The organism is Catenulispora sp. GAS73, from assembly GCF_041262085.1.
Taxonomy (GTDB): domain Bacteria; phylum Actinomycetota; class Actinomycetes; order Streptomycetales; family Catenulisporaceae; genus Catenulispora.
The window spans coordinates 179,818-197,666 of record NZ_JBGCCM010000013.1 but is presented as its reverse complement, the minus strand read 5'-3'; the positions used below and the strand labels follow the sequence as shown (position 1 = coordinate 197,666).

Below are 17,849 nucleotides of genomic sequence, written 5' to 3'. Positions count from 1 at the left end.
GCGGCAATTGGGCGATGCGACCGCTGACACAGCATCGGTTTTCCACAGGCTCCCGAGGCGCGGTTTGCGGTTGATCGCGTTGGCTGGCGACAGTTGATCCACGAAGCAGGCCCACCGATACGCGCCCGTCGCCGCGATCGGCGTGACTCTTCGCTGGACGGACGTCGACGTGGAGGTGCCATGGCAACCGACGAGGTAGCGTGTCGGAGCCGCGGTCGGCTCGCCGAGGCGGAGACGGCCCGGTCCGCGCCTACTATGTGCCTGATTCACCCGTTTGAGTCAGGGCGGGTTCGCCGAGATGTCACAATTGGCGCTGTGACTGACGTGCCGACGCCGCAGCCGTTTGCCTACCTCGGCGCCCCGAATGTCGAACTGTACGCGGCCGTCCTCGGAGTGTTCTCCCTGGCCAAGCAGCGTTTCACAGTCCATTTGCGGCCCGAGGACGTCCTGGCCGACTGGCCCGGCGAACCTGGTCGGACCATGTCCCTGCCCGACACGGAGGCGCTTGTCCAGGCCCTCGACAAGCTCGTCGAGTGGGGCAACCTGCGCTCGGACGCCGACACCGGGCGGGTGACCACGGTCGAGGATTTCAACCGGGCCCGGAAGATCTACCAGCTGACCCGGCACGGCCAGGCCGCCCTGGCCGCGATCGATCACTACGAACAGGCTCTCGGTCAGCGCGGAAGCCTGCAGACGGTGGCCTTGGCCGACATCGCCGAGCAACTCACCGCGGTCCTGGCCCACGCCGAAGCCCCGGAGCCGCCGGACCAGGCCACGGTCGGCCTGCTGCTGTTCGCGCTCACAGAGCGGTTCACCGGCCTGGCCGACAACGCCGAAGCGTTCATGTCCTCGTTGCGCCGAACCATCGATTTCACCGACGGCGACGAGAACGCGTTCCTCGCTTACAAGGATCGGCTGATCGAGTACATCGACAAGTTCATCGCCGACCTGGCCAACCGCGGTGCGCAGATCGCGGGCCTGATCGAGCGGATCGAGGCGGCGGGCATAGAGCGGATCCTGGAGGCAGCGGCCCGCCGCGACGCTGTGGACGCGGTTCCCGACCATGACGCGGACGCCGACGTTCACGACATCTACGCCGCGGCCGTCCACGCCGCGACCCGGGACTGGGAGAACCGCTGGCGGGGGCTGCGTGAGTGGTTCGTCAGCGCCGGGACCCGACGACCGTCGCAGGCCCGGTTGCTGCGCAATGCCGCCGTCAGCGGCATCACGAACTTGGTGAACACCGTCGCCGCGCTCAACGAACGCCGCGGCGGGCGCTCCGACCGATCGGCCGACCTGCGCGCCCTGGCCCGGTTCTTCGCCCAAGCTCCGGACGACGCTGCCGCGCATCGCCTGTGGCGGGCAGCGTTCGCCCTCGCGCCGGCCCGCCACCTGACGGTCGACGCGCAGACCGAGGACATCTGGGAAGCGGCCGAATACCCGCCGGGGACGCCATGGGCCGACGCGGCGCCGCTGCGGATCAGCCCCAGGCTGCGCGAGACCGGCTCCTACGAGCGCCGCGGTTCCCCGAACCGGGCGATCGACCGGGATGTCGGCCGCCGTCTGCTGGCTGACAGAGCCGAGCGGGAGGCGGCCGAGATCGCCGAGGCCCGCCGACTGCTGGCCACAGACGGTCCGGTGCTGTTGTCGGAGCTTGCCGGGCCGGACGGCCTGGACCCCAGGACGTTCCGGCTGTTCCTGTCGGTTCTCGGCGACGCGCTGGCCGCCCGCCGTCCCGGCGCCACCACCACGACCGCCACCAGCGGTGACGGCACCATGGAGATCCGCCTCAAGCTTGTGGACGCCGGCCGGGTCGTCACCGTCCGCACCGATGACGGCGTCCTGTCCGGCCCGGAACACGTCGTGGAGATCATCGACCTCACGGCACGCGAGCGGCAGGCCGCAGCACGATGACCGTCTCGACCTCGACCTCGACCTCGACCACGACCGTCTCGACCACGACCACGACGATTTCGGCGCTCCCGACCGACCACGACGTCGAACTCCGCCGAGCCGCTCGCGCCTTGCTGGCGCACCCGCTGCTGACCGCGCGCGACGACGACTTCCGCCTGGTCCGCAAGCACGCCGCCGAGCTGGCGGGCTGGTTCGCCGACCAGGCCGGCTGGCGACTGACCGTGGACGCCGAGACCGCGCGGCTGGTCAAGAAGCCGGCCGCGCTGGACGACGCGACCCGGCCGGCGCGCGCCCCGAAGACCAAGGTCCCGTTCACCAGGCGTCGCTACGTCCTGCTGTGCCTCGCCCTGGCCGCGTTGGAGCGTTCGGAATCCCAGACCACTCTCGGCCGGCTGGCCGAGGGTGTGCTGACGGGTGCGACCGACCCGGCGTTGACGGAGGCCGGGATCAGCTTCGGCATGGGTCGCCGCGAGGAGCGCGCCGACCTGGTCGCCGTCGTCAGGCTGCTGCTGTCCTGGGGCGTGCTGACCCGCGTGCAGGGCGATGAGGAGGCCTTCGTCGCCGACGGCGGCAACGACGTGCTCTACGACGTGGACCGCCGGATCAGCGGCGGTTTGCTCGCCACGTCGCGCGGCGCCTCCACGGTGACCGCGGCGTCCTTCGAAGAACGCCTGACCGCGCTGGCCGCCGAACCGTTGCCGGAAACGGACGACCTGCGTCTGCGCTCCCTGCGGCACGCGATGACCCGTCGCCTGCTGGACGATCCGGTCGTCTACTACGCCGACCTCACCGAAGCCGAACGCGCTTACCTGGTCAGCCAGCGCGTCTCCATCAGCCGCCGCATCACCGAGCTGACCGGCCTGATCCCGGAGATGCGCGCGGAAGGCATCTCCATGGTCGACCCCGAGGACACGCTCACCGACGTCCGCATGCCCGAGCAGGGCACCGACGGTCACGTCACCCTGCTGATCGCCACCAAGATCGCCACCGACGGCTCGGCGCCGACCGTGCCCGAACTCATCCGGTTCGTCCAAGCACAGGCCAAAGCACACGCCTCGTACTGGCGGAAGACCGCGACCGAACCGGCCGCCGCCGCGGACCTGGCCGAGCAGGCCGTCACCAAGCTGGAGGCCCTCAACCTCGTCGCCCGCCTCCCCGACGACCAGGGCCGGACACGGATCCACCCTCGCTCGGCGCTGATGCGCTTCGCTATGGCCGAACCCACGATCAAGAAGGCCGGAGCCCACCCGTGACCACCCCGACCATGCTCGCGGCCCAGGCGCTGCCCACGCCGGGTCGTGACCGCTGGCAGCCGCTGCGCGCCGGCCTGATCGACGTGTTCTACTACGATGCCGAGGAATTCCGGTTCCACGACGGCCGTCTGCTGCTGCGCGGCAACAACGGCACCGGCAAGTCGAAGGTCCTGGCGCTCACGCTGCCGTTCCTCCTGGACGGCGAACTCATCCCGTCCCGTGTCGAGCCCGACGGTGACCGCGCCAAGCGCATGGAGTGGAATCTCCTGCTCGGCGACAAGCACCCGCACGACGAACGGCTGGGCTACACCTGGCTTGAGTTCGGCCGTATCGGCGAGGACGGCGCGGCGCACTACCGCACCATCGGCTGTGGCCTGAAGGCCGTCCGCCACCGGGGCATCGCCGACCACTGGTTCTTCGTCACCGACCAGCGGATCGGACCAGATCTGCCGTTGCGCAACGAACACCGGGTCTCCTACTCCCGCAAAACGCTTGAGGAGAAGATCGGCACGCACGCGGTGTTCACCACCGCGAAGGCCTATCGGCGCGCGGTCGACGAAGCGCTGTTCGGGCTGGGGGCGGGACGCTACGAGGCGCTGGTGAACCTGCTGATCCAGCTGCGACAGCCACAGCTGTCGAAGAAGCCCGACGAGAAGCTGCTGTCGAAAGCGCTCACCGAGGCGCTGCCGCCGCTGTCCGACAGCCTGATCGGTGAGATCGCCGAAGCCTTCCGCGGCCTGCAGGACGAACGCGATGCCTTGGCCGCCCTGGTCGAGGCTCAAGGTGCGGCCTCGGCATTCCTGGCCCATTACCGCCGTTACGCCCAGGTCGCGACCAAACGCACGGCTACCGGGGTACGGCAGGCCCACAGTCGGTACGAGCAGCTGGGCCGTGATCTCGGAGCCGCGACAGCCGCACGGGACCAGGCGCACACCATGTTCACTGCCGCCGAGGAGGAGCTGGCCGGGCTCGGCGAGCGGAGAATCCTGCTGACCGCGCAGAAGGACGCGCTGAACCGCGATCCCGCGATGGACGCGGCCCGGGAGATCGAACGGCTGGCTCAGTCCGCCAGGGCGCTGGCCGGTGTCGCGCACAGCCGGGGCGAAGACCGGCGTCGGGCCGTGAGCGACACGGAAACCTGGTCGGCGCGCGCCGACCAGGCCCGCGCCCGTGCTGACACCGACACGGTCGCGGTGGAGAACCTGCACCGTGCCGCCGGTGATGCCGCCGACGCCGCCGGCATCGCTCATTCCGCGGTCCGCACCGTGCTCGCCGCGGGCGACGGCGATGTCTCGCCGGCCCGGCAGTCTGCCGATGCGCTGATCCGCAATCGGCATCAAGCGATCAGCGGCCTTCGCGAGCTGCACAGTGCCGGCGAGGCCGCCAGCCGCACCCTCGCCGCCGCGCGGGTGGCTGCCGAGTCAGCCGCGGGCGAGGCTACCGCGGCGGCGGAACGCGCGTCGGAAGCGGCCGACACCGTGGCGGCCAACGGCCAGTCTTTGGTGCGCGCGTGGGAATCATGGAGCGCCGGGTGCGCCGAGATCACGCTGCCAGACCGGGATGCGGCTCTGTCCGAACTTGAGCTGTGGGTCACCACGGTCAACGGACCGAACCCGGTCGCACGCCGTGCGGAGGAGGCTGCTCGCCACCACGAGGCACAGCTGAACCGGCGCATCGCGGACATCGAGGGCCGCCGAGTGCGGACCGAACAGGAACGGTCCGCACTAGCCGAGGAGACCCGGCGTCTGGAACAGGGGCACCACGACGCTCCGCCGATCCCGCACACTCGCGACGCGGATATCCGCAGCAACCGGCCCGGCGCGCCCCTGTGGAAGGTCGTGGACTTCCACGAGCACGTCACCGATGCCGATCGGGCCGGGCTGGAGGCCGCGCTTGAGGCATCCGGGCTGCTGGACGCCTGGGTCGCTCCGGACGGCCGGCTGCTCGACGCCGCCGGGGACACCGTCGTGGCGCCTTTCGGACCCGCGCCGGCCGCCGATCTCGCCTCGGCACTGCGCCCCGCGATCGACGCGGCGAATCCGCAGACGGCAGCCCTGTCCGAGTCGGCGGTCTCCGCAGTGCTCGCCGGGATCGGTCTGATCACCGCGGGAGCGGCCGAGCTCGGCCATCACACCTGGATCAGCGCGGACGGGCGGTTCCGAACAGGAGCGCTGCGGGGCGCCTGGCGCAAGGATTCGGCTCGCCACATCGGTGAAGGCGCCCGCGAGACCGCGCGGCGGGCCCGCCTGGCCGAGCTCAGAGTCCAGACCGAGCGGCTCGACGCTGACATCAGTACGCTGATCGACGAGTCCAACGCGGTCTCCCGGCGGCTTGACACCGTCGCGGAGGAACGGCTCGCCCAGCCATCCGACACCGAGCTCCGCGACTCCCACGTCCGTTCCGCGGAGCACGCCGACGCGGCCCGGATCGCCGCCGTGCGTCGCGACGAGGCGGTGGCGGCCGTCGAGCCCGCCTCCGAGGCCGCCTCCCAGGCCGCCTCGGCTGTGCTCACCTTCGCCAAGGACGCCCGTCTCCCGCCGGAGGCGGGCGCTCTGGACGCCGTCGCCGACGCCCTGAACAACTATCGCAACACCTTGTCCGAGCTGTGGCCGGCGCTGACAGCGGCGGCGCGCTCCATGGCGGGCGCCGCCGAGGCCGAGAACGAGCGTCGGCTGGCCACCGCCCGCCTGGCCGAGGCCGACGAGGCAGAACTGGAGGCCCGTCACGACGCCGAGGCAGCCGCCGAAAGGCATCGCACGCTCATCGCGACGTCCGGTGCGGCTGTGGAAGAGCTCTACCGCCGGCTCGACGAGGTGCGCGCCGCGCTCGCCGCCGCGGAGTCCGCCGCGTCGTCCGTCGGTGCCCGCCGCGAACAGGCTCTCACTGAGCGCGAGCGCGCTGAGGGCCGTCTTCAGCAGCTTCAAGACACCATCACCGAAGCGACCGCCGTTCGCGACGAAGCGATCGCCTCCCTACGCCGCTTCACCATGACCGGCCTGCTCACCGCGGCCCTTCCGGACCTCGAACATCCCGACCCGGCCGAGCCGTGGGTTCCAGCCCCGGCTGTGGCCCTGGCCCGCGCCGCCGACGCCGCCCTGTCCGCCCTCGACGAGACCGACGGCGCCTGGGAGCGCGTCCAGCAACGTGTCTCGCGCGAGCAGCAGGAACTGTCCGGGGCCCTGGCCCGCCACGGACACCAGGTTTCCATGACGCTTTCCCAGGACGGCCTGATGGTCGTGGAGGTCCTGTTCGCCGGCCGTGTCCAGGACGTACCGTCGCTGGCCGTCGTCTTGGACACGGAGGTGGCTCAGCGGGACCGGCTGCTGTCGGCCAAGGAGCGGGAGCTGCTGGAGAACCATCTGGTCGGCGAGGTCGCCGGCGCCCTGCAGGAGCTGATCACCGAGGCCGAGGGCATGGTGGCGGCCATGAACCAGGACCTGGAGTCCCGCCCCACCTCCACCGGCATGGCGCTGCGGCTGGTCTGGCGCACTTCCAAAGCCGCGCCCGAGGGTTTGGAAGCGGTCCGGACCCGACTGCTGCGCAAGGCGGTGGACGCGTGGAGTCCGGCCGACCGCGCCACCGTCGGCGATTTCCTCCAGCGCCGCATCACCGACGAGCGCGCCGCCAACCCGGCCGACACCTGGCACGACCAACTGGCGCGCGCCTTCGACTATCGCGCGTGGCACGCGTTCGCCATCCAGCGCCGCACCGACGGCGCCTGGAGCTCGGCCGCCGGACCCGCTTCCGGCGGCGAGCGCGTCCTGGCCGCCTCCGTACCCCTGTTCGCGGCGGCGTCCTCGCATTACTCTTCAGGGCACCCGCATGCCCCACGCCTGATCGCCCTCGACGAGGCCTTCGCGGGCGTCGACGACGATTCCCGCGCCAAGTGCCTCGGCCTGCTCGCGGCCTTCGACCTGGACGTCGTCATGACCTCCGAACGGGAATGGGCCTGCTACCCCACCGTGCCCGGCATCGGTATCGCCCAGCTGGCCCGGCACGAGGGCATCGATGCGGTCCTGGTCACCCCGTGGCGCTGGGACGGACACGACCGCGTGCGCGTGCAACGGCCCGAACCGTATCTGCCGCCGCAACGGGCACGCGAGACCACCACGCCGTCGGGCGAGCCCGGCCCGACCTTGTTCGATGCCTGATCCACATGGCTGAGGACCACGGGCACTCGGCAGCCGTCGACACCGCACGCCTGCACCGGCTGCTCGGCGCGCCAGACCTGGAATGGCTGGTGGACCGCGTCACGGAACGGATCGCCGGCGGGTCCCCGGCGACCGGGGGAACCGCGACGTTGGCCGACCCCACGCCGGAGCAACGCCGCGCCGTCGAGCGGCTGCTGGGAAGACCTCCCAGCCGTGGTAGATCCTTGTCGGTCAGATTGTCAGACGTCGACGCCGTCCTGAAGGATTCAGGCATCTGCCCCGCCGGCCTGGCCGCCGCGGTCGGGGCACTCCGCGGCCCGATCACCGTCCGCCACGAAGCCGTGTCCGCCGCGCAGGCCGCGTGGGCATCCGCCCACGAACCGCTCGACCACCTGGTGGCGGCCCAGCACCCCGACCTCACCGCATGGCTGCACCGGGTCCGCACCACCGGCCTGCTCAAGCGGCAGGCGTCAGACCCGGCCGACGGCGCCGATCTCGCCCGCCAAACGGCACGCGTCCTGGCCATGCTGCCGCACCCCGGCATCGTCCGGCCGGTCCTGGCCGCCCGCGCCGTCGGCGACGCCCACGCCCTGGACGACGGCCGCCCGCTCACAGCACTGGTGATGAGCGCGGTCCGATCACTCGCCGGCATGGCGGCCGCCGACACGGCCGACGCCGAAGGCCGCCGCCACGCCTGGGCCACCGCAGGCGTCGCCACGGACGACTTGTCCTCCCGCGCCCTGGTCTTCAACATCCCGCCCCCGCACGATGAGTGCTTCCTGTCCAGCGTCCTCGCTCTCGGCATCACGGCCGGCGAACCGCTCGTACTCACCCTGCGCCACCTCGAATCCCTGTCGGGAACGACATCCACCGCGCCCGCGATCAACCGTGACCTGTCCGGAATCACCATCAGCGTCTGCGAAAACCCCGCCGTGGTATCAGCGGCAGCCACCGAACTGGGCCCCACCTGCCCACCACTGATCTGCCTGGAAGGGAGCCCATCGGTGGCCGCGATCCGCACCCTCCGCTGGCTCATCGCGCGCGGCGCCGCATTCCGCTACCACGGCGATTTCGACTGGGGAGGCACCCGCATCGCCGCCGGCGTCTTCGCCCTGGCCGAACGCGCCGGGACCCCCGCCACCCCATGGCGTTACGACCACGCGGCCTATCTCGACGCCGTGGCCCGAGGACTCGGCGCCCCCCTCCAACCGGCCGAGCCCCGCGACACGCCGTGGGATCCAGAGCTGCGACACCACATTGCAACTCACGCACTCCGCATCGAAGAAGAACACGTTATCGAGAGCCTGCTGGCTGACCTCGCGTGCCCCAGTCTGTGAGTGCTCACAACCTCGGCCACGAACAGCGGATCCGTGGATATCTTCAGGCGATGAACCGCCCGTGATGCCCCTCAGTGCCAAGAGCGCGTCACGACGATTGCCATAGCCCGGATCAGAACCGCGGCAAAGCCTCGGGCGAAGCTCTCGGCGGGGCGACCACGGTCACGGTCACCGCACCATCCGCTTTGTGAGCAGACGGCAGATATCCGGCGAATCGCAGCACGCTGAGTACCTCCTGCTGGGGCGCGTCCAGGACCAGCACGGTGCCAGCGATGCGGCGCACGCCGAGGCGGAGCAGAACAGGGACCATCGCCAGTTCGTCGCCGAGTTTCTCGTCGGCGGTCACGATCACGGCCTGAGCCGCGATCACGTCCACCAGGCCATGGCGGCGGGCGGCGTCCTCGATGAGGTAGCTCAGAGCCTGAGACGGCTCATCCGCACAGAATTCCGCCAGACCCGAGCGCAATTCCTCGGCAGAGCGACCTGAGTCCAGCCATCTGCGAACCGAGCTGTCGGTGATCCGCCAGACCGTCGCGGCGCCGGCGGCTTCGCGCTCGGCGGCAGCGTCGAAGAACGCTGTCAGCCTGGCTGACGGCAACCCGGCGGCCACCACAGTCATGTCGCCCTGCAATCGGACATGTCCAACAGACTCCGGCACCGTCGCGGTCAACGCCGCAGCGAAGTCAGCCACCATGGCCGAGACATCATCCTGCGATCCGGTGAGAAGTGCCCGAGCGACCGGCGCGAGCGCGCCGAACACCACAGCGCCGAGAAGGCCACCTTCGGCGAACACGGTGGCCACGGCAGCCGTGGCCGCTTCCTTTCCCGACAAGCCATCGCCAGCTGGCTGACTGTTGCACTCGCCGCAGCCGCAGGCAATACCTTCGTCCTCCGGTTCCATGACCAGAGGCATGCGCCACACCAACGCATCGGCCAAGGATCCGACCTCCACGACCGCACCGCTGCCACGAGTGGCCATCAGTTCCAGGACGACCGCCCGAACGTAGTGCCCGACGCCGTCGAACGCAGAGCCGGAGAACACCGCAGGCGGCTTCCCCGCCGCATCAGTCAAGGCGAACGGGCCGAGCACCGACGTCGGCAGGACCAGCCACGCCCCGAGTAACACCGCGTAGCGCTGACTCGGCTCGGCTGAGATCCACTGGTCGTATTCCGGCGTCGCCCACAGCTTGCCGTCCTGGCATGCCACGAGGCCGGCGCTGTCCGCGATGTACAGCCAGAACCTGATCGCCTCCTCGGTCAGTCCACTGGCCCGCACGAGCCGCTTGACCTCGCGAGCGCCGACCCCGCCAGCCTTGAGTAACGGCACCGCATCGGTTGCGACCTGCCTGAGCAGCCGCTCGACGCTCTCCAGGGCCGCGGTCGCCGCGGCCTGCGCCTCGCCGGCGACGTCCGCGATCGGGAGGCGACGCGCCACCTCCGGCAGCGGCTGCACCAGGTCGAAACCCTCCCACTCCGGTGCCGGTACGGGCAGGACATCCATCACGGCGTCGTGGATCCGGAAGGACCGGCCCCCGGGTTCCGGCCATACCAGGCAGGAATACGTCAAGCCAACGAGAATCCGGTCAAACTCCTCCATCGCGGCAGGTCTGGCAGCCGCCGTCAGCGACTCACACAGCGCGGCCCGCACCGAGTGCGGCTCCACCTCGACCGCACCGCCGGCCATCGACAACACGCGAACGACCTCCGCGGCTCCGATCCGGCCGGCTCCCCTACGCGCCAGGTCGGCGAACCCCGGCCCGCCGAACCAGTCACGAGGCCCGCCGTAGTCCCCCTCAGCTGCGTCGACCAATGCCATGAGCACCTGGACCGCGGGTCGGGAAAGCCGCAGCACCGCCTCGGCGACCCCATCGGGATCCACCAGTGCCTCAGTGATCGATCCGACATCGGTCTGCGCCTCCTGCCCGTCGGGTACATCGCCGAACAGCACCTCGGCGACATCGGGCCGGGCGCCCATCAGCGCATCGACCCCATCCTGCGGAAGCGATGCGACATGGTGTGCCAGAGAACTGAAGAGGTCATGCACGATCCCATCCTCCCAGCCCTGCGACACCTCCACGGTCCCGTTGAGGTCTTCCCGACAAGGCCGACCGACTTTGGTCCCGGCCTGCCACGCGCCGACGAGACCTACACTCACGAGCATGGAGAGCGGCGAAGATAGCCTGAAACCGGTCCCCGTGGACCTGGAAGATCTTGCCGACGCGCTCGAAGGCGATCCCATGACCGGCGGCGGAATCCTCGACCTGGAGACCGGCGAAGTCTTCCCCGAGTGCGTCATCGAGTACATGCGCGACGACGAGGGCATCGACCTGTACGAGACGGTCGAGAACCAGCTGGGTGTCGACCGCCTCGGCTCCCACGAGGCCTACCAGGACATGGTGGATTACATCGCCACCCTCACCGACGATCACCTGGCCGACCTACTTACCGTAGCCGTCACCGGCCGCGGCCCCTTCCGTCGGTTCAAAGACGTCCTCGCAGACCGCACCGGCACCCTGGAACCGTACTTCGCCTTTGCAAACGCGCGAAAGCACCAACGCGCCGCCGCCTGGCTCGCCGACCAGGGCTACGTCAGCACCCACACGCGCTGGACCCAATCGGCGTGACCCGGCAGTGAGCGCTGTGACGTCCAACGGGAACCTTGTGACTCGGCGCCAATGCGGAACCAACCCGTTTCGGGTATCTCCGAAACGGGTTGGTTTGTACTACCTGTGGAGCCAAGGGGACTCGAACCCCTAACCCCCTGCTTGCAAAGCAGGTGCGCTACCAATTGCGCCATGGCCCCGTCAGAGCGGTCCGCCTCCCGAACCCGGGAGACGGACCGTGCCCCGGCTCTAGCTGCCGAGGAAGCCGGATGAGCGGTTCTCAGGCCGAAGGAACCGGGTCGGTCGCCTCGGTCCAGAGGTCCTGCTCCGACTTGTCGGACTGGACCTGCCGGTAGACCAGCAGACCGCCGATGGCAGCCACTACGAGCAGAAGCAGTTTCTTCACGTGGCCACCTCCCTTCTGGTAAACGTCTGTGCCCCTGAGCTTAACAGCAGCGGGGCCCAATAGGAGCTGTGAGCGGTACTACGCAAAAATGCGGAGCTGTTCCACTCGTCCCGGGTACGGATGTCTACGCGCCCTGTCCAGGGTCTGGCGGCTCGGGGGCGGCCGCCTGGCACGGCGTGGCGCGTTGATGTCCGGAGGGCGCCCGGGAGGCGCCCGAATGGCGTCGTGCGGGGACCCGGCGGGCTCCGGCCGGAGTCGCGTTGGGGAGGAGTACGCGACACCGGCCGGGGCCGACCGGGCACCGCTGACGTCCCGGGCCCACACAGCCCGGGACGAGCCGAACGGCGGCCTGGTGGCGACCGGCCGGCCGGCTATCGCCGCACCGACCGGCAGCCGGCCGAAATTCACCAACCAAAAAGGGAAGCCCTACGGCCGCGCGTAAGAAACCAGCGGCATCGAGCTCACCGCGACAACCTCGACCGAAGCACCCGGGTGCGGCGAGTGGATCAGCATGCCGTTCCCGATGTACATCCCGACGTGGTCCACATAGCTGCTGTTCCCATAGAAGAACACCAGGTCACCGGGCTGCGCCGAGGACCCCGGAATCGCCGGCAGCCCCTGCATCTGCGCCGTGGCGGTCCGCGGGATCGCCACCCCGGCCGCCTTCCACGCCGCCTGCGTCAGCCCCGAGCAGTCGTAGCCGCCCGGGCCCGTCGCGCCGAAGATGTACGGCTTGCCGAGCTGTGCCTGGGCGAACGCCACCGCCGCTGCCGCGCGGCCGGACACCGTCGGGATCGTCACCTTGGTGCCGCCGCCGTTGGTGGTGCCCGAGCCCGAGCCGGAACCCGACCCCGAGCCTGAGCCCGAAGACGACGTCGTCGTGGTCGAGTGCTGCGCCGCCGCCTGAGCCGCCGCCAGGGCCGCGGCCTGCTGCCGGTCCTGCTCGGCCTTCAGCGCGGCCCGCTGCTGCGCCTGGAGCGAGTTCAGCAGCGCCTGGGCCTTGGCCACGTCGCCGTCGAATTCCTTCTTGGTCGCCTCGGCGGACTTGGTCTGCTGGTCCAGCAGCGCCATCTTGGCCGCCGCCTCCCTGGCCTTGGCCGCCAGGTCCGCCTTCTGCTGCGCCAGCAGGCCCAGCGTGCCGGCGTTGTCGGCCTGGACCCGGCCCACGGTCGCTGACATGTTGAGCATCGTGGAGGGGTCCGACTGCATCAGCAGCTGCAGGGTGGGGTCTATGCCGCCGCTGCGGTACTGCGCGGCGGCCAGGCTGCCGAGGCGAGACTTGGTCTGCGTCATGGTCGCCTGCTCGGCGGTGATCTCACGGTTGATGCCGTCGACCTGCTGCTGGAGCTTGGCTTCCGCGTCCTGCGCGGTGTTGTACGCCTCGTCGGCGTGGGCGGCCTGCTGGTAGAGCTTGTTCAGCTGGTCGTTCACCTGGGCGATGGTGGGCTGCGGGTCGGCGTTGGCGACGCTGGGCACCAGGACCATGGTCCCGGCCGCGGCCGCGCCGATCGCGAGCTTGGTGTATTTAGGGGCACGCGGACGACGATGTCGGGCATTGACAGTCATGCGAGCTTCTGGGCTCCATCTCCTCCTTGTCCGCCTACCGGGTTAGCTGACGGATTCGGACTGAAGAAGTAGCCCTACGGTCGCACGCGCACACACGACGGCGAGTGCACGCCGACCGATTCACCCCACTGGCGCCACCCCCGCGTTGCCGCTCGGGTCGCGCCGACGAACCTGGTTCCCCGGCTCCGCAACGTGCGCGGACTCGGCGGTGCCTCGACGCCCGGAACCTGCTGGCCCGTTGGGAGCGGCGAAGCCCTGTGGACGTTAGTCACCGGCAGCCTGCCTAACAAGCGACAAGTCCATGATTCGTTCAGCGAACGCTTAGATACCGGCCACCCTTCGGGCGGGGACGAGCACCGGCTGTAAACGAAATCAAAGGCCCAGGCGTGCCGTTTTCGGGCGCGACCTGGGCCTGAGAGCCAGATGTCCGGTTAGCGGAAAAAGCGTATCCTGCGACGTTTGTTGCTCGACGTTGTGACGTCCGTCTCAAACGCCCGCTCGCCCTTGTCGTCACGGAATACCCGCACCGGGAGCATGGCGGCGTTCACAGGGTGTGCCTTGTCGTCATCGGCAGGACTCTTCACGGACGCCGGAGGCATGACGATCTCGACCGGTTCGCCGTTCATGTCCGGCAGGACGACCCCGACCAGGCGGACCTCCTGTGGATCCTTCGGACCGGACTTGGCGCCCGGGCCGTACAACAGGTTGCTGATTTCCAGCCAGGTCTGCTCGACATGCGATATGTAGTCCAGACCGCGTCTGCCCAGCGGGGCATCACCCACGGCCTTGGCGTTGAACCTGCCGTAGCCGAGGATCCGGCCCAGTAGGTCCTGCTCCACCCGCATGTCGTTGACCTTGCCCAACGGCAGCGCGTCGAAGGACCGGGTGATCACGCCGTGGGTGTGCAGGATCCGCTTGTTGGTCACGATCAGCAGGTCCTGGTTCCACACCGCGACGTTCCAAGCCGTGTAGAGGAACGCGATACCGGCCACCACCCACGCCCCGAGCCGCAGTTTGTCCGCGTCCGGAGTGGAGAAGATGTCGATACCCATGGCGGCGACCGCCGCCGCGACCGCGATCAGCACCGGAATGATGATCGCGGCCAGATGATGTCGTACCGCTATGACCAGACGCTCACCCGGCACGAGGAACCGTTTGGCGCGGTCTTCGAGCTCGGGCCTGAGCAACTTCCGGCCATAGAGCGGTGGCGATGAGTCGGACACGTCGGGTTACCGTCTCGCGTCGATCAGCTTGCGACCAGGTTGTGGAACGTGTCGCCGAGCGTCTTGCCGACGCTGGCCACCCAGTTCAACGCTCCCTGGACCAGGTTGCCCGCGCCAGACGGGTTCTGGACCACAAAGTAGATCAAGAAGAGCACAATGCCCCACTGCACGGCCGGCTTGAGTTTCACGTCAGATCCCCTTCATCTGGACGGTCGAGGTGCCGCGCGACCGGAGTCAGCATCATGCGAGGCGTTCCCGGTTCACTCCTACCTAACAGCTTCCCCACTGTGTCAAAGCCTAGCCGGGGCAAAGGGTTTTGATCTCGTCCAGCGGCAAGGCTGACGATAACGACTCAGTGGACTTCTGTGTCAGGGGGCACACATACGGACCATTCCCCGGCTAGGTTGATCGCATGCAGATCGGTGTCTTGACCGAAAACGCCCCGTTCGAGCGCCGGGTGGCGCTCACTCCCGAGTCCGCGGGGCGCCTGATCGCGGCCGGCCACAGTGTGTACGTCCAATCCGGCGCGGGCGAAGCGTCCGCCGAAGACGACGACGCGTACCGCGCGGCGGGCGCGATCATCGCGAAGAGCCCGGAAGAAGTCTTGGCGAACATCGATCTCTTAACCGCCGTCGGACAACTCGATCAGCAGACCGCCGCCAAACTCAAGCCCGGCACCGCGGTGATCGGCCTGTCCTCCCCCAAGGACGGCCGCGGCCCGGCCGGCGTCCTGGTGGGCCGGCACGCCAGCTTCTTCGCCCTGGAACTGCTGCCCCGCATCACCCGCGCACAGTCCATGGACGCCCTGTCCTCCCAGGCGATGGTGGCCGGCTACCGCGCCGCCCTGATCGCCGCCGAACGACTCCCCCGCTTCTTCCCACTGTTGATGACCGCCGCCGGAACCGTGCCGCCGGCGAAGGTCGTGGTCCTCGGCGCCGGCGTGGCCGGTTTGCAGGCGATCGCGACGGCCAAACGGCTCGGCGCGGTGGTGGAGGCGTACGACGTGCGCGCCGCCGCGGCCGAGGAGATCCGCTCGCTGGGCGCCAAGTCGATCACATTGGACGTCGAAAGTCAGACCTCGGGCAGCGGCGGCTACGCCAGCGAGCAGGCCGCCGACGCGGCCGACCGGCAACGCAAGGCCCTGACTCCGTTCGTGGCCGCCGCCGACGTCGTGATCACGACCGCCGCGGTCCCCGGCCGTCCGGCCCCGCTGCTGGTCACCACCGAGATGGTGGAGAAGATGCGCCCCGGCTCGGTGATCGTCGACCTGGCCGCGGACAACCCGAACGGCGGCAACTGCGAGGTCTCGCGCCCCGGCGAGGACGTCCGGCACCAGGGCGTGCTGGTCCACGGCGGCCGCAACGTCCCCAGTCAGCTCGCCGCGCACGCCTCGCGGCTCTACGGCGCGAACATGTCCGCTTTCATCCTGGCCATCTGCCAGGACGGAGTGCTTTTATCAACTCCCGAGGACATCGCCGCCGACGAGATCGCCGCCGCCTGCTGCGTGCTGCTGAAGGGTGAGTTCAGATGAGTTCCACCGCGTGGTTGACGGTCTTCGTGCTGGCCGTCTTCCTCGGCTTCGAGGTCATCTCCAAGGTCTCCTCGATCCTGCACACCCCGCTGATGTCCGGCGCCAACGCGGTGCACGGCGTAATCCTGGTCGGCGCGATCATCGCCACCGGGTCGACGACCGACAACCTGCAGCTGGTGATCGGGCTGCTGGCGATCGTGATGGCGACGGTGAACATGGTCGGCGGGTTCGCGGTGACGGACCGGATGCTGGGGATGTTCGCGAAACCGCGGCGGGCTCCCGGTGATCCCGGGGGCGGGGGCGGGGCTGGCGGTGCTGCTGGCGCGGCGGGTGCCCCCTCGACCTCGCCGGCCTCTCCCTCTGCTTCCTCTTCCTCCGCTTCCTCCGGGGAGGGCGGCAAGTGAGCAGCGCCTGGAGAGACACCGCGTACTTGATCGCAGGGATCTGCTTCATCCTCACCCTCAAGGGCCTGTCGGCGCCGCGCACCGCGCGTCTGGGGACGCTTCTCGGGTCCTGCGGTGCCGCGCTGGCCGTGATCGTCGCCCTGACCACGCCGCATCTGAAGCACTTGGGTCTGATCATCGGCGCGATCGTGGTCGGCACCGCGATCGGCCTGCCGACCGCCCGGCAGGTGCGGATGACCGCGATGCCGCAGCTGGTCGCGCTGTTCAACGGGGTCGGCGGCGGGGCGGCGGCGCTGGTGGCCTCCGTGGAGTTCCTGCGGCCCGGCAAGGGGATCGAGCACGCGGCCACCGCGGATCTGGCGGCGACCGCGTTCACCATCCTGGTCGGCGGGGTCTCGTTCTCCGGATCGCTGATCACGTTCGCCAAGCTGCAGGAGCTGATGACGACGCGGCCGGTGGTACTGCCGGCGGGACGCTGGCTGACCATCGGGGTCGCGGCGGCGAGCGTGCTGTTCGCGGTGTTCCTCGTGCCGTGGCCGAGCACGGCGCTGATGGTGCTGTTGGGGCTGCTGGCGCTGGCCTTCGGCGTACTGTTCGTGCTGCCGGTGGGCGGCGCGGACGTGCCGATCGTCATCTCGCTGCTGAACGCCTTCACCGGTCTCACGGTCGCCGCGAGCGGTTACGTGCTCAGCAACACGCTGCTGGTGATCGCGGGCACGCTGGTCGGGGCGTCCGGGACGCTGCTGACCCGGATGATGGCCGCCGCGATGGGACGTCCGCTGACCGGCACGCTGTTCGGGGCGTTCACCGCTACCGCCGGCGGTGCCGGGGCCAGTGGTGACGGCGCGGCGCGGCCGGTGCGGACGTCTTCGCCGGAGGACGTCGCGATCCTGCTGGGGTACGCGCGCAAGGTGGTCATCGTGCCGGGCTACGGGCTCGCGGTGGCGCAGGCCCAGCACACCGTGCGCGAGGTCGCGGACCTGCTGACTTCGCGCGGGGTGCAGGTGTCGTACGGGATCCACCCGGTCGCGGGGCGGATGCCGGGGCATATGAACGTGCTGCTGGCGGAGGCGAACGTGCCTTACGAGTCGCTGTTGGAGCTGGACGCGGCGAACTCGGAGCTGGCCTCGGCGGACGTGGCCGTGGTGATCGGCGCGAACGACGTGGTGAACCCGGCGGCCCGGCAGCCGACCGGCTCGCCGATCTCGGGGATGCCGATTCTGGACGTGGACCTCGCACAGCAGGTGGTGTTCTGCAAGCGGTCGATGCGTCCGGGGTTCGCGGGGGTCGAGAACGAGTTGCTGTACGCGCAGAACACTTCGCTCCTCTTCGGGGACGCGAAGGAGAGCATGGCGAAGGTGTTGGCGGCGCTCAAGGCGCAGTGAGGCCTGCGCGGGCAGAGGGCCCAGTGGGCATCAGAGACGATTGTGGGGCCGGATCTCCGGCCCCACAGATGTTTTC

Annotated in this window: 13 protein-coding genes, 1 tRNA gene and 1 riboswitch; of the genes, 8 read left to right on the top strand and 6 right to left on the bottom strand. The window is 69.7% G+C overall.

From position 1 onward, the window contains the following. Window positions 1-315 precede the first annotated feature (315 nt). From ABH935_RS21310 to ABH935_RS21295, 4 genes are read left to right on the top strand one after another with little or no spacing between them, the layout of a single operon-like run. Window positions 316-1,914 (top strand): TIGR02677 family protein, encoded by a 1,599-nt coding sequence (locus ABH935_RS21310; protein WP_370379662.1) that lies wholly within the window; start codon window positions 316-318, stop codon window positions 1,912-1,914. Beyond that, entirely contained in the window at window positions 1,911-3,167 is a 1,257-nt protein-coding gene (locus tag ABH935_RS21305) for a TIGR02678 family protein (protein WP_370379661.1), read from the top strand. The genes ABH935_RS21310 and ABH935_RS21305 overlap by 4 nt, the downstream gene beginning before the upstream one ends. Then, window positions 3,164-7,318 (top strand): TIGR02680 family protein, encoded by a 4,155-nt coding sequence (locus ABH935_RS21300; protein ID WP_370379660.1) that lies wholly within the window; start codon window positions 3,164-3,166, stop codon window positions 7,316-7,318. The genes ABH935_RS21305 and ABH935_RS21300 overlap by 4 nt, the downstream gene beginning before the upstream one ends. 5 nt (window positions 7,319-7,323) lie before the next feature. Further along, window positions 7,324-8,655 carry a TIGR02679 family protein gene (locus ABH935_RS21295; protein WP_370379659.1) on the top strand — a complete coding sequence of 444 codons (1,332 nt, stop codon included), beginning with the start codon at window positions 7,324-7,326 and terminating at the stop codon, window positions 8,653-8,655. Window positions 8,656-8,767: 112 nt separating this feature from the next. Here ABH935_RS21295 and ABH935_RS21290 read toward each other — a convergent pair whose 3' ends face one another. After that, window positions 8,768-10,699, bottom strand: coding sequence for a helicase-associated domain-containing protein (locus ABH935_RS21290; protein WP_370379658.1), 1,932 nt, complete (start codon window positions 10,697-10,699; stop codon window positions 8,768-8,770). 115 nt (window positions 10,700-10,814) lie between these two features. Here ABH935_RS21290 and ABH935_RS21285 point away from each other — a divergent pair, with 115 nt between their 5' ends. Then, on the top strand, window positions 10,815-11,279 hold the full coding sequence (locus tag ABH935_RS21285; RefSeq protein WP_370379657.1) for a UPF0158 family protein: 465 nt from the start codon (window positions 10,815-10,817) through the stop codon (window positions 11,277-11,279). A gap of 106 nt (window positions 11,280-11,385) precedes the next feature. Here the strand turns inward: ABH935_RS21285 and ABH935_RS21280 are convergent. From ABH935_RS21280 to ABH935_RS21260, 5 genes are all read right to left on the bottom strand, one after another. Further along, window positions 11,386-11,458, bottom strand: a tRNA-Ala gene (locus ABH935_RS21280). Window positions 11,459-11,538: 80 nt separating this feature from the next. Beyond that, window positions 11,539-11,664, bottom strand: coding sequence for a DLW-39 family protein (locus tag ABH935_RS21275; protein WP_015797105.1), 126 nt, complete (start codon window positions 11,662-11,664; stop codon window positions 11,539-11,541). Between the two features lie 426 nt (window positions 11,665-12,090). Then, the gene (locus tag ABH935_RS21270) at window positions 12,091-13,230 is read right to left on the bottom strand and encodes an NlpC/P60 family protein (RefSeq protein WP_370379656.1); all 1,140 of its coding nucleotides are present in this window, start codon (window positions 13,228-13,230) and stop codon (window positions 12,091-12,093) included. 17 nt (window positions 13,231-13,247) lie between these two features. Further along, window positions 13,248-13,448, bottom strand: a riboswitch (cyclic di-AMP (ydaO/yuaA leader). 213 nt (window positions 13,449-13,661) lie between these two features. Further along, on the bottom strand, window positions 13,662-14,417 hold the full coding sequence (locus ABH935_RS21265; RefSeq protein ID WP_370379655.1) for a PH domain-containing protein: 756 nt from the start codon (window positions 14,415-14,417) through the stop codon (window positions 13,662-13,664). Between the two features lie 59 nt (window positions 14,418-14,476). Next, window positions 14,477-14,641 carry a hypothetical protein gene (locus tag ABH935_RS21260; RefSeq protein ID WP_015797108.1) on the bottom strand — a complete coding sequence of 55 codons (165 nt, stop codon included), beginning with the start codon at window positions 14,639-14,641 and terminating at the stop codon, window positions 14,477-14,479. A gap of 224 nt (window positions 14,642-14,865) precedes the next feature. Here ABH935_RS21260 and ABH935_RS21255 point away from each other — a divergent pair, with 224 nt between their 5' ends. Genes ABH935_RS21255 through ABH935_RS21245 form a run of 3 tightly spaced genes read left to right on the top strand, consistent with a single transcriptional unit; the run spans window position 14,866 to window position 17,773 of the window. Continuing rightward, the gene (locus ABH935_RS21255; protein WP_370379654.1) at window positions 14,866-15,984 is read left to right on the top strand and encodes an NAD(P) transhydrogenase subunit alpha; all 1,119 of its coding nucleotides are present in this window, start codon (window positions 14,866-14,868) and stop codon (window positions 15,982-15,984) included. Beyond that, complete coding sequence (locus ABH935_RS21250) at window positions 15,981-16,388, top strand: NAD(P) transhydrogenase subunit alpha (protein WP_370379653.1); 408 nt, start codon at window positions 15,981-15,983, stop codon at window positions 16,386-16,388. Before ABH935_RS21255 ends, ABH935_RS21250 begins: the two co-directional genes overlap by 4 nt. Further along, window positions 16,385-17,773 carry an NAD(P)(+) transhydrogenase (Re/Si-specific) subunit beta gene (locus ABH935_RS21245; protein WP_370379652.1) on the top strand — a complete coding sequence of 463 codons (1,389 nt, stop codon included), beginning with the start codon at window positions 16,385-16,387 and terminating at the stop codon, window positions 17,771-17,773. Before ABH935_RS21250 ends, ABH935_RS21245 begins: the two co-directional genes overlap by 4 nt. Window positions 17,774-17,849 lie beyond the last annotated feature (76 nt).

Bases quoted from the DNA above. Each gene is read 5' to 3' on its own strand.
- ABH935_RS21305 (WP_370379661.1), top strand. From the start codon at position 1,911: ATGACCGTCTCGACCTCGACCTCGACCTCGACCACGACCGTCTCGACC.
- ABH935_RS21295 (WP_370379659.1), top strand. From the start codon at position 7,324: ATGGCTGAGGACCACGGGCACTCGGCAGCCGTCGACACCGCACGCCTG.
- ABH935_RS21285 (WP_370379657.1), top strand. From the start codon at position 10,815: ATGGAGAGCGGCGAAGATAGCCTGAAACCGGTCCCCGTGGACCTGGAA.
- ABH935_RS21270 (WP_370379656.1), bottom strand. From the start codon at position 13,230: ATGACTGTCAATGCCCGACATCGTCGTCCGCGTGCCCCTAAATACACC.
- ABH935_RS21255 (WP_370379654.1), top strand. From the start codon at position 14,866: ATGCAGATCGGTGTCTTGACCGAAAACGCCCCGTTCGAGCGCCGGGTG.
- ABH935_RS21250 (WP_370379653.1), top strand. From the start codon at position 15,981: ATGAGTTCCACCGCGTGGTTGACGGTCTTCGTGCTGGCCGTCTTCCTC.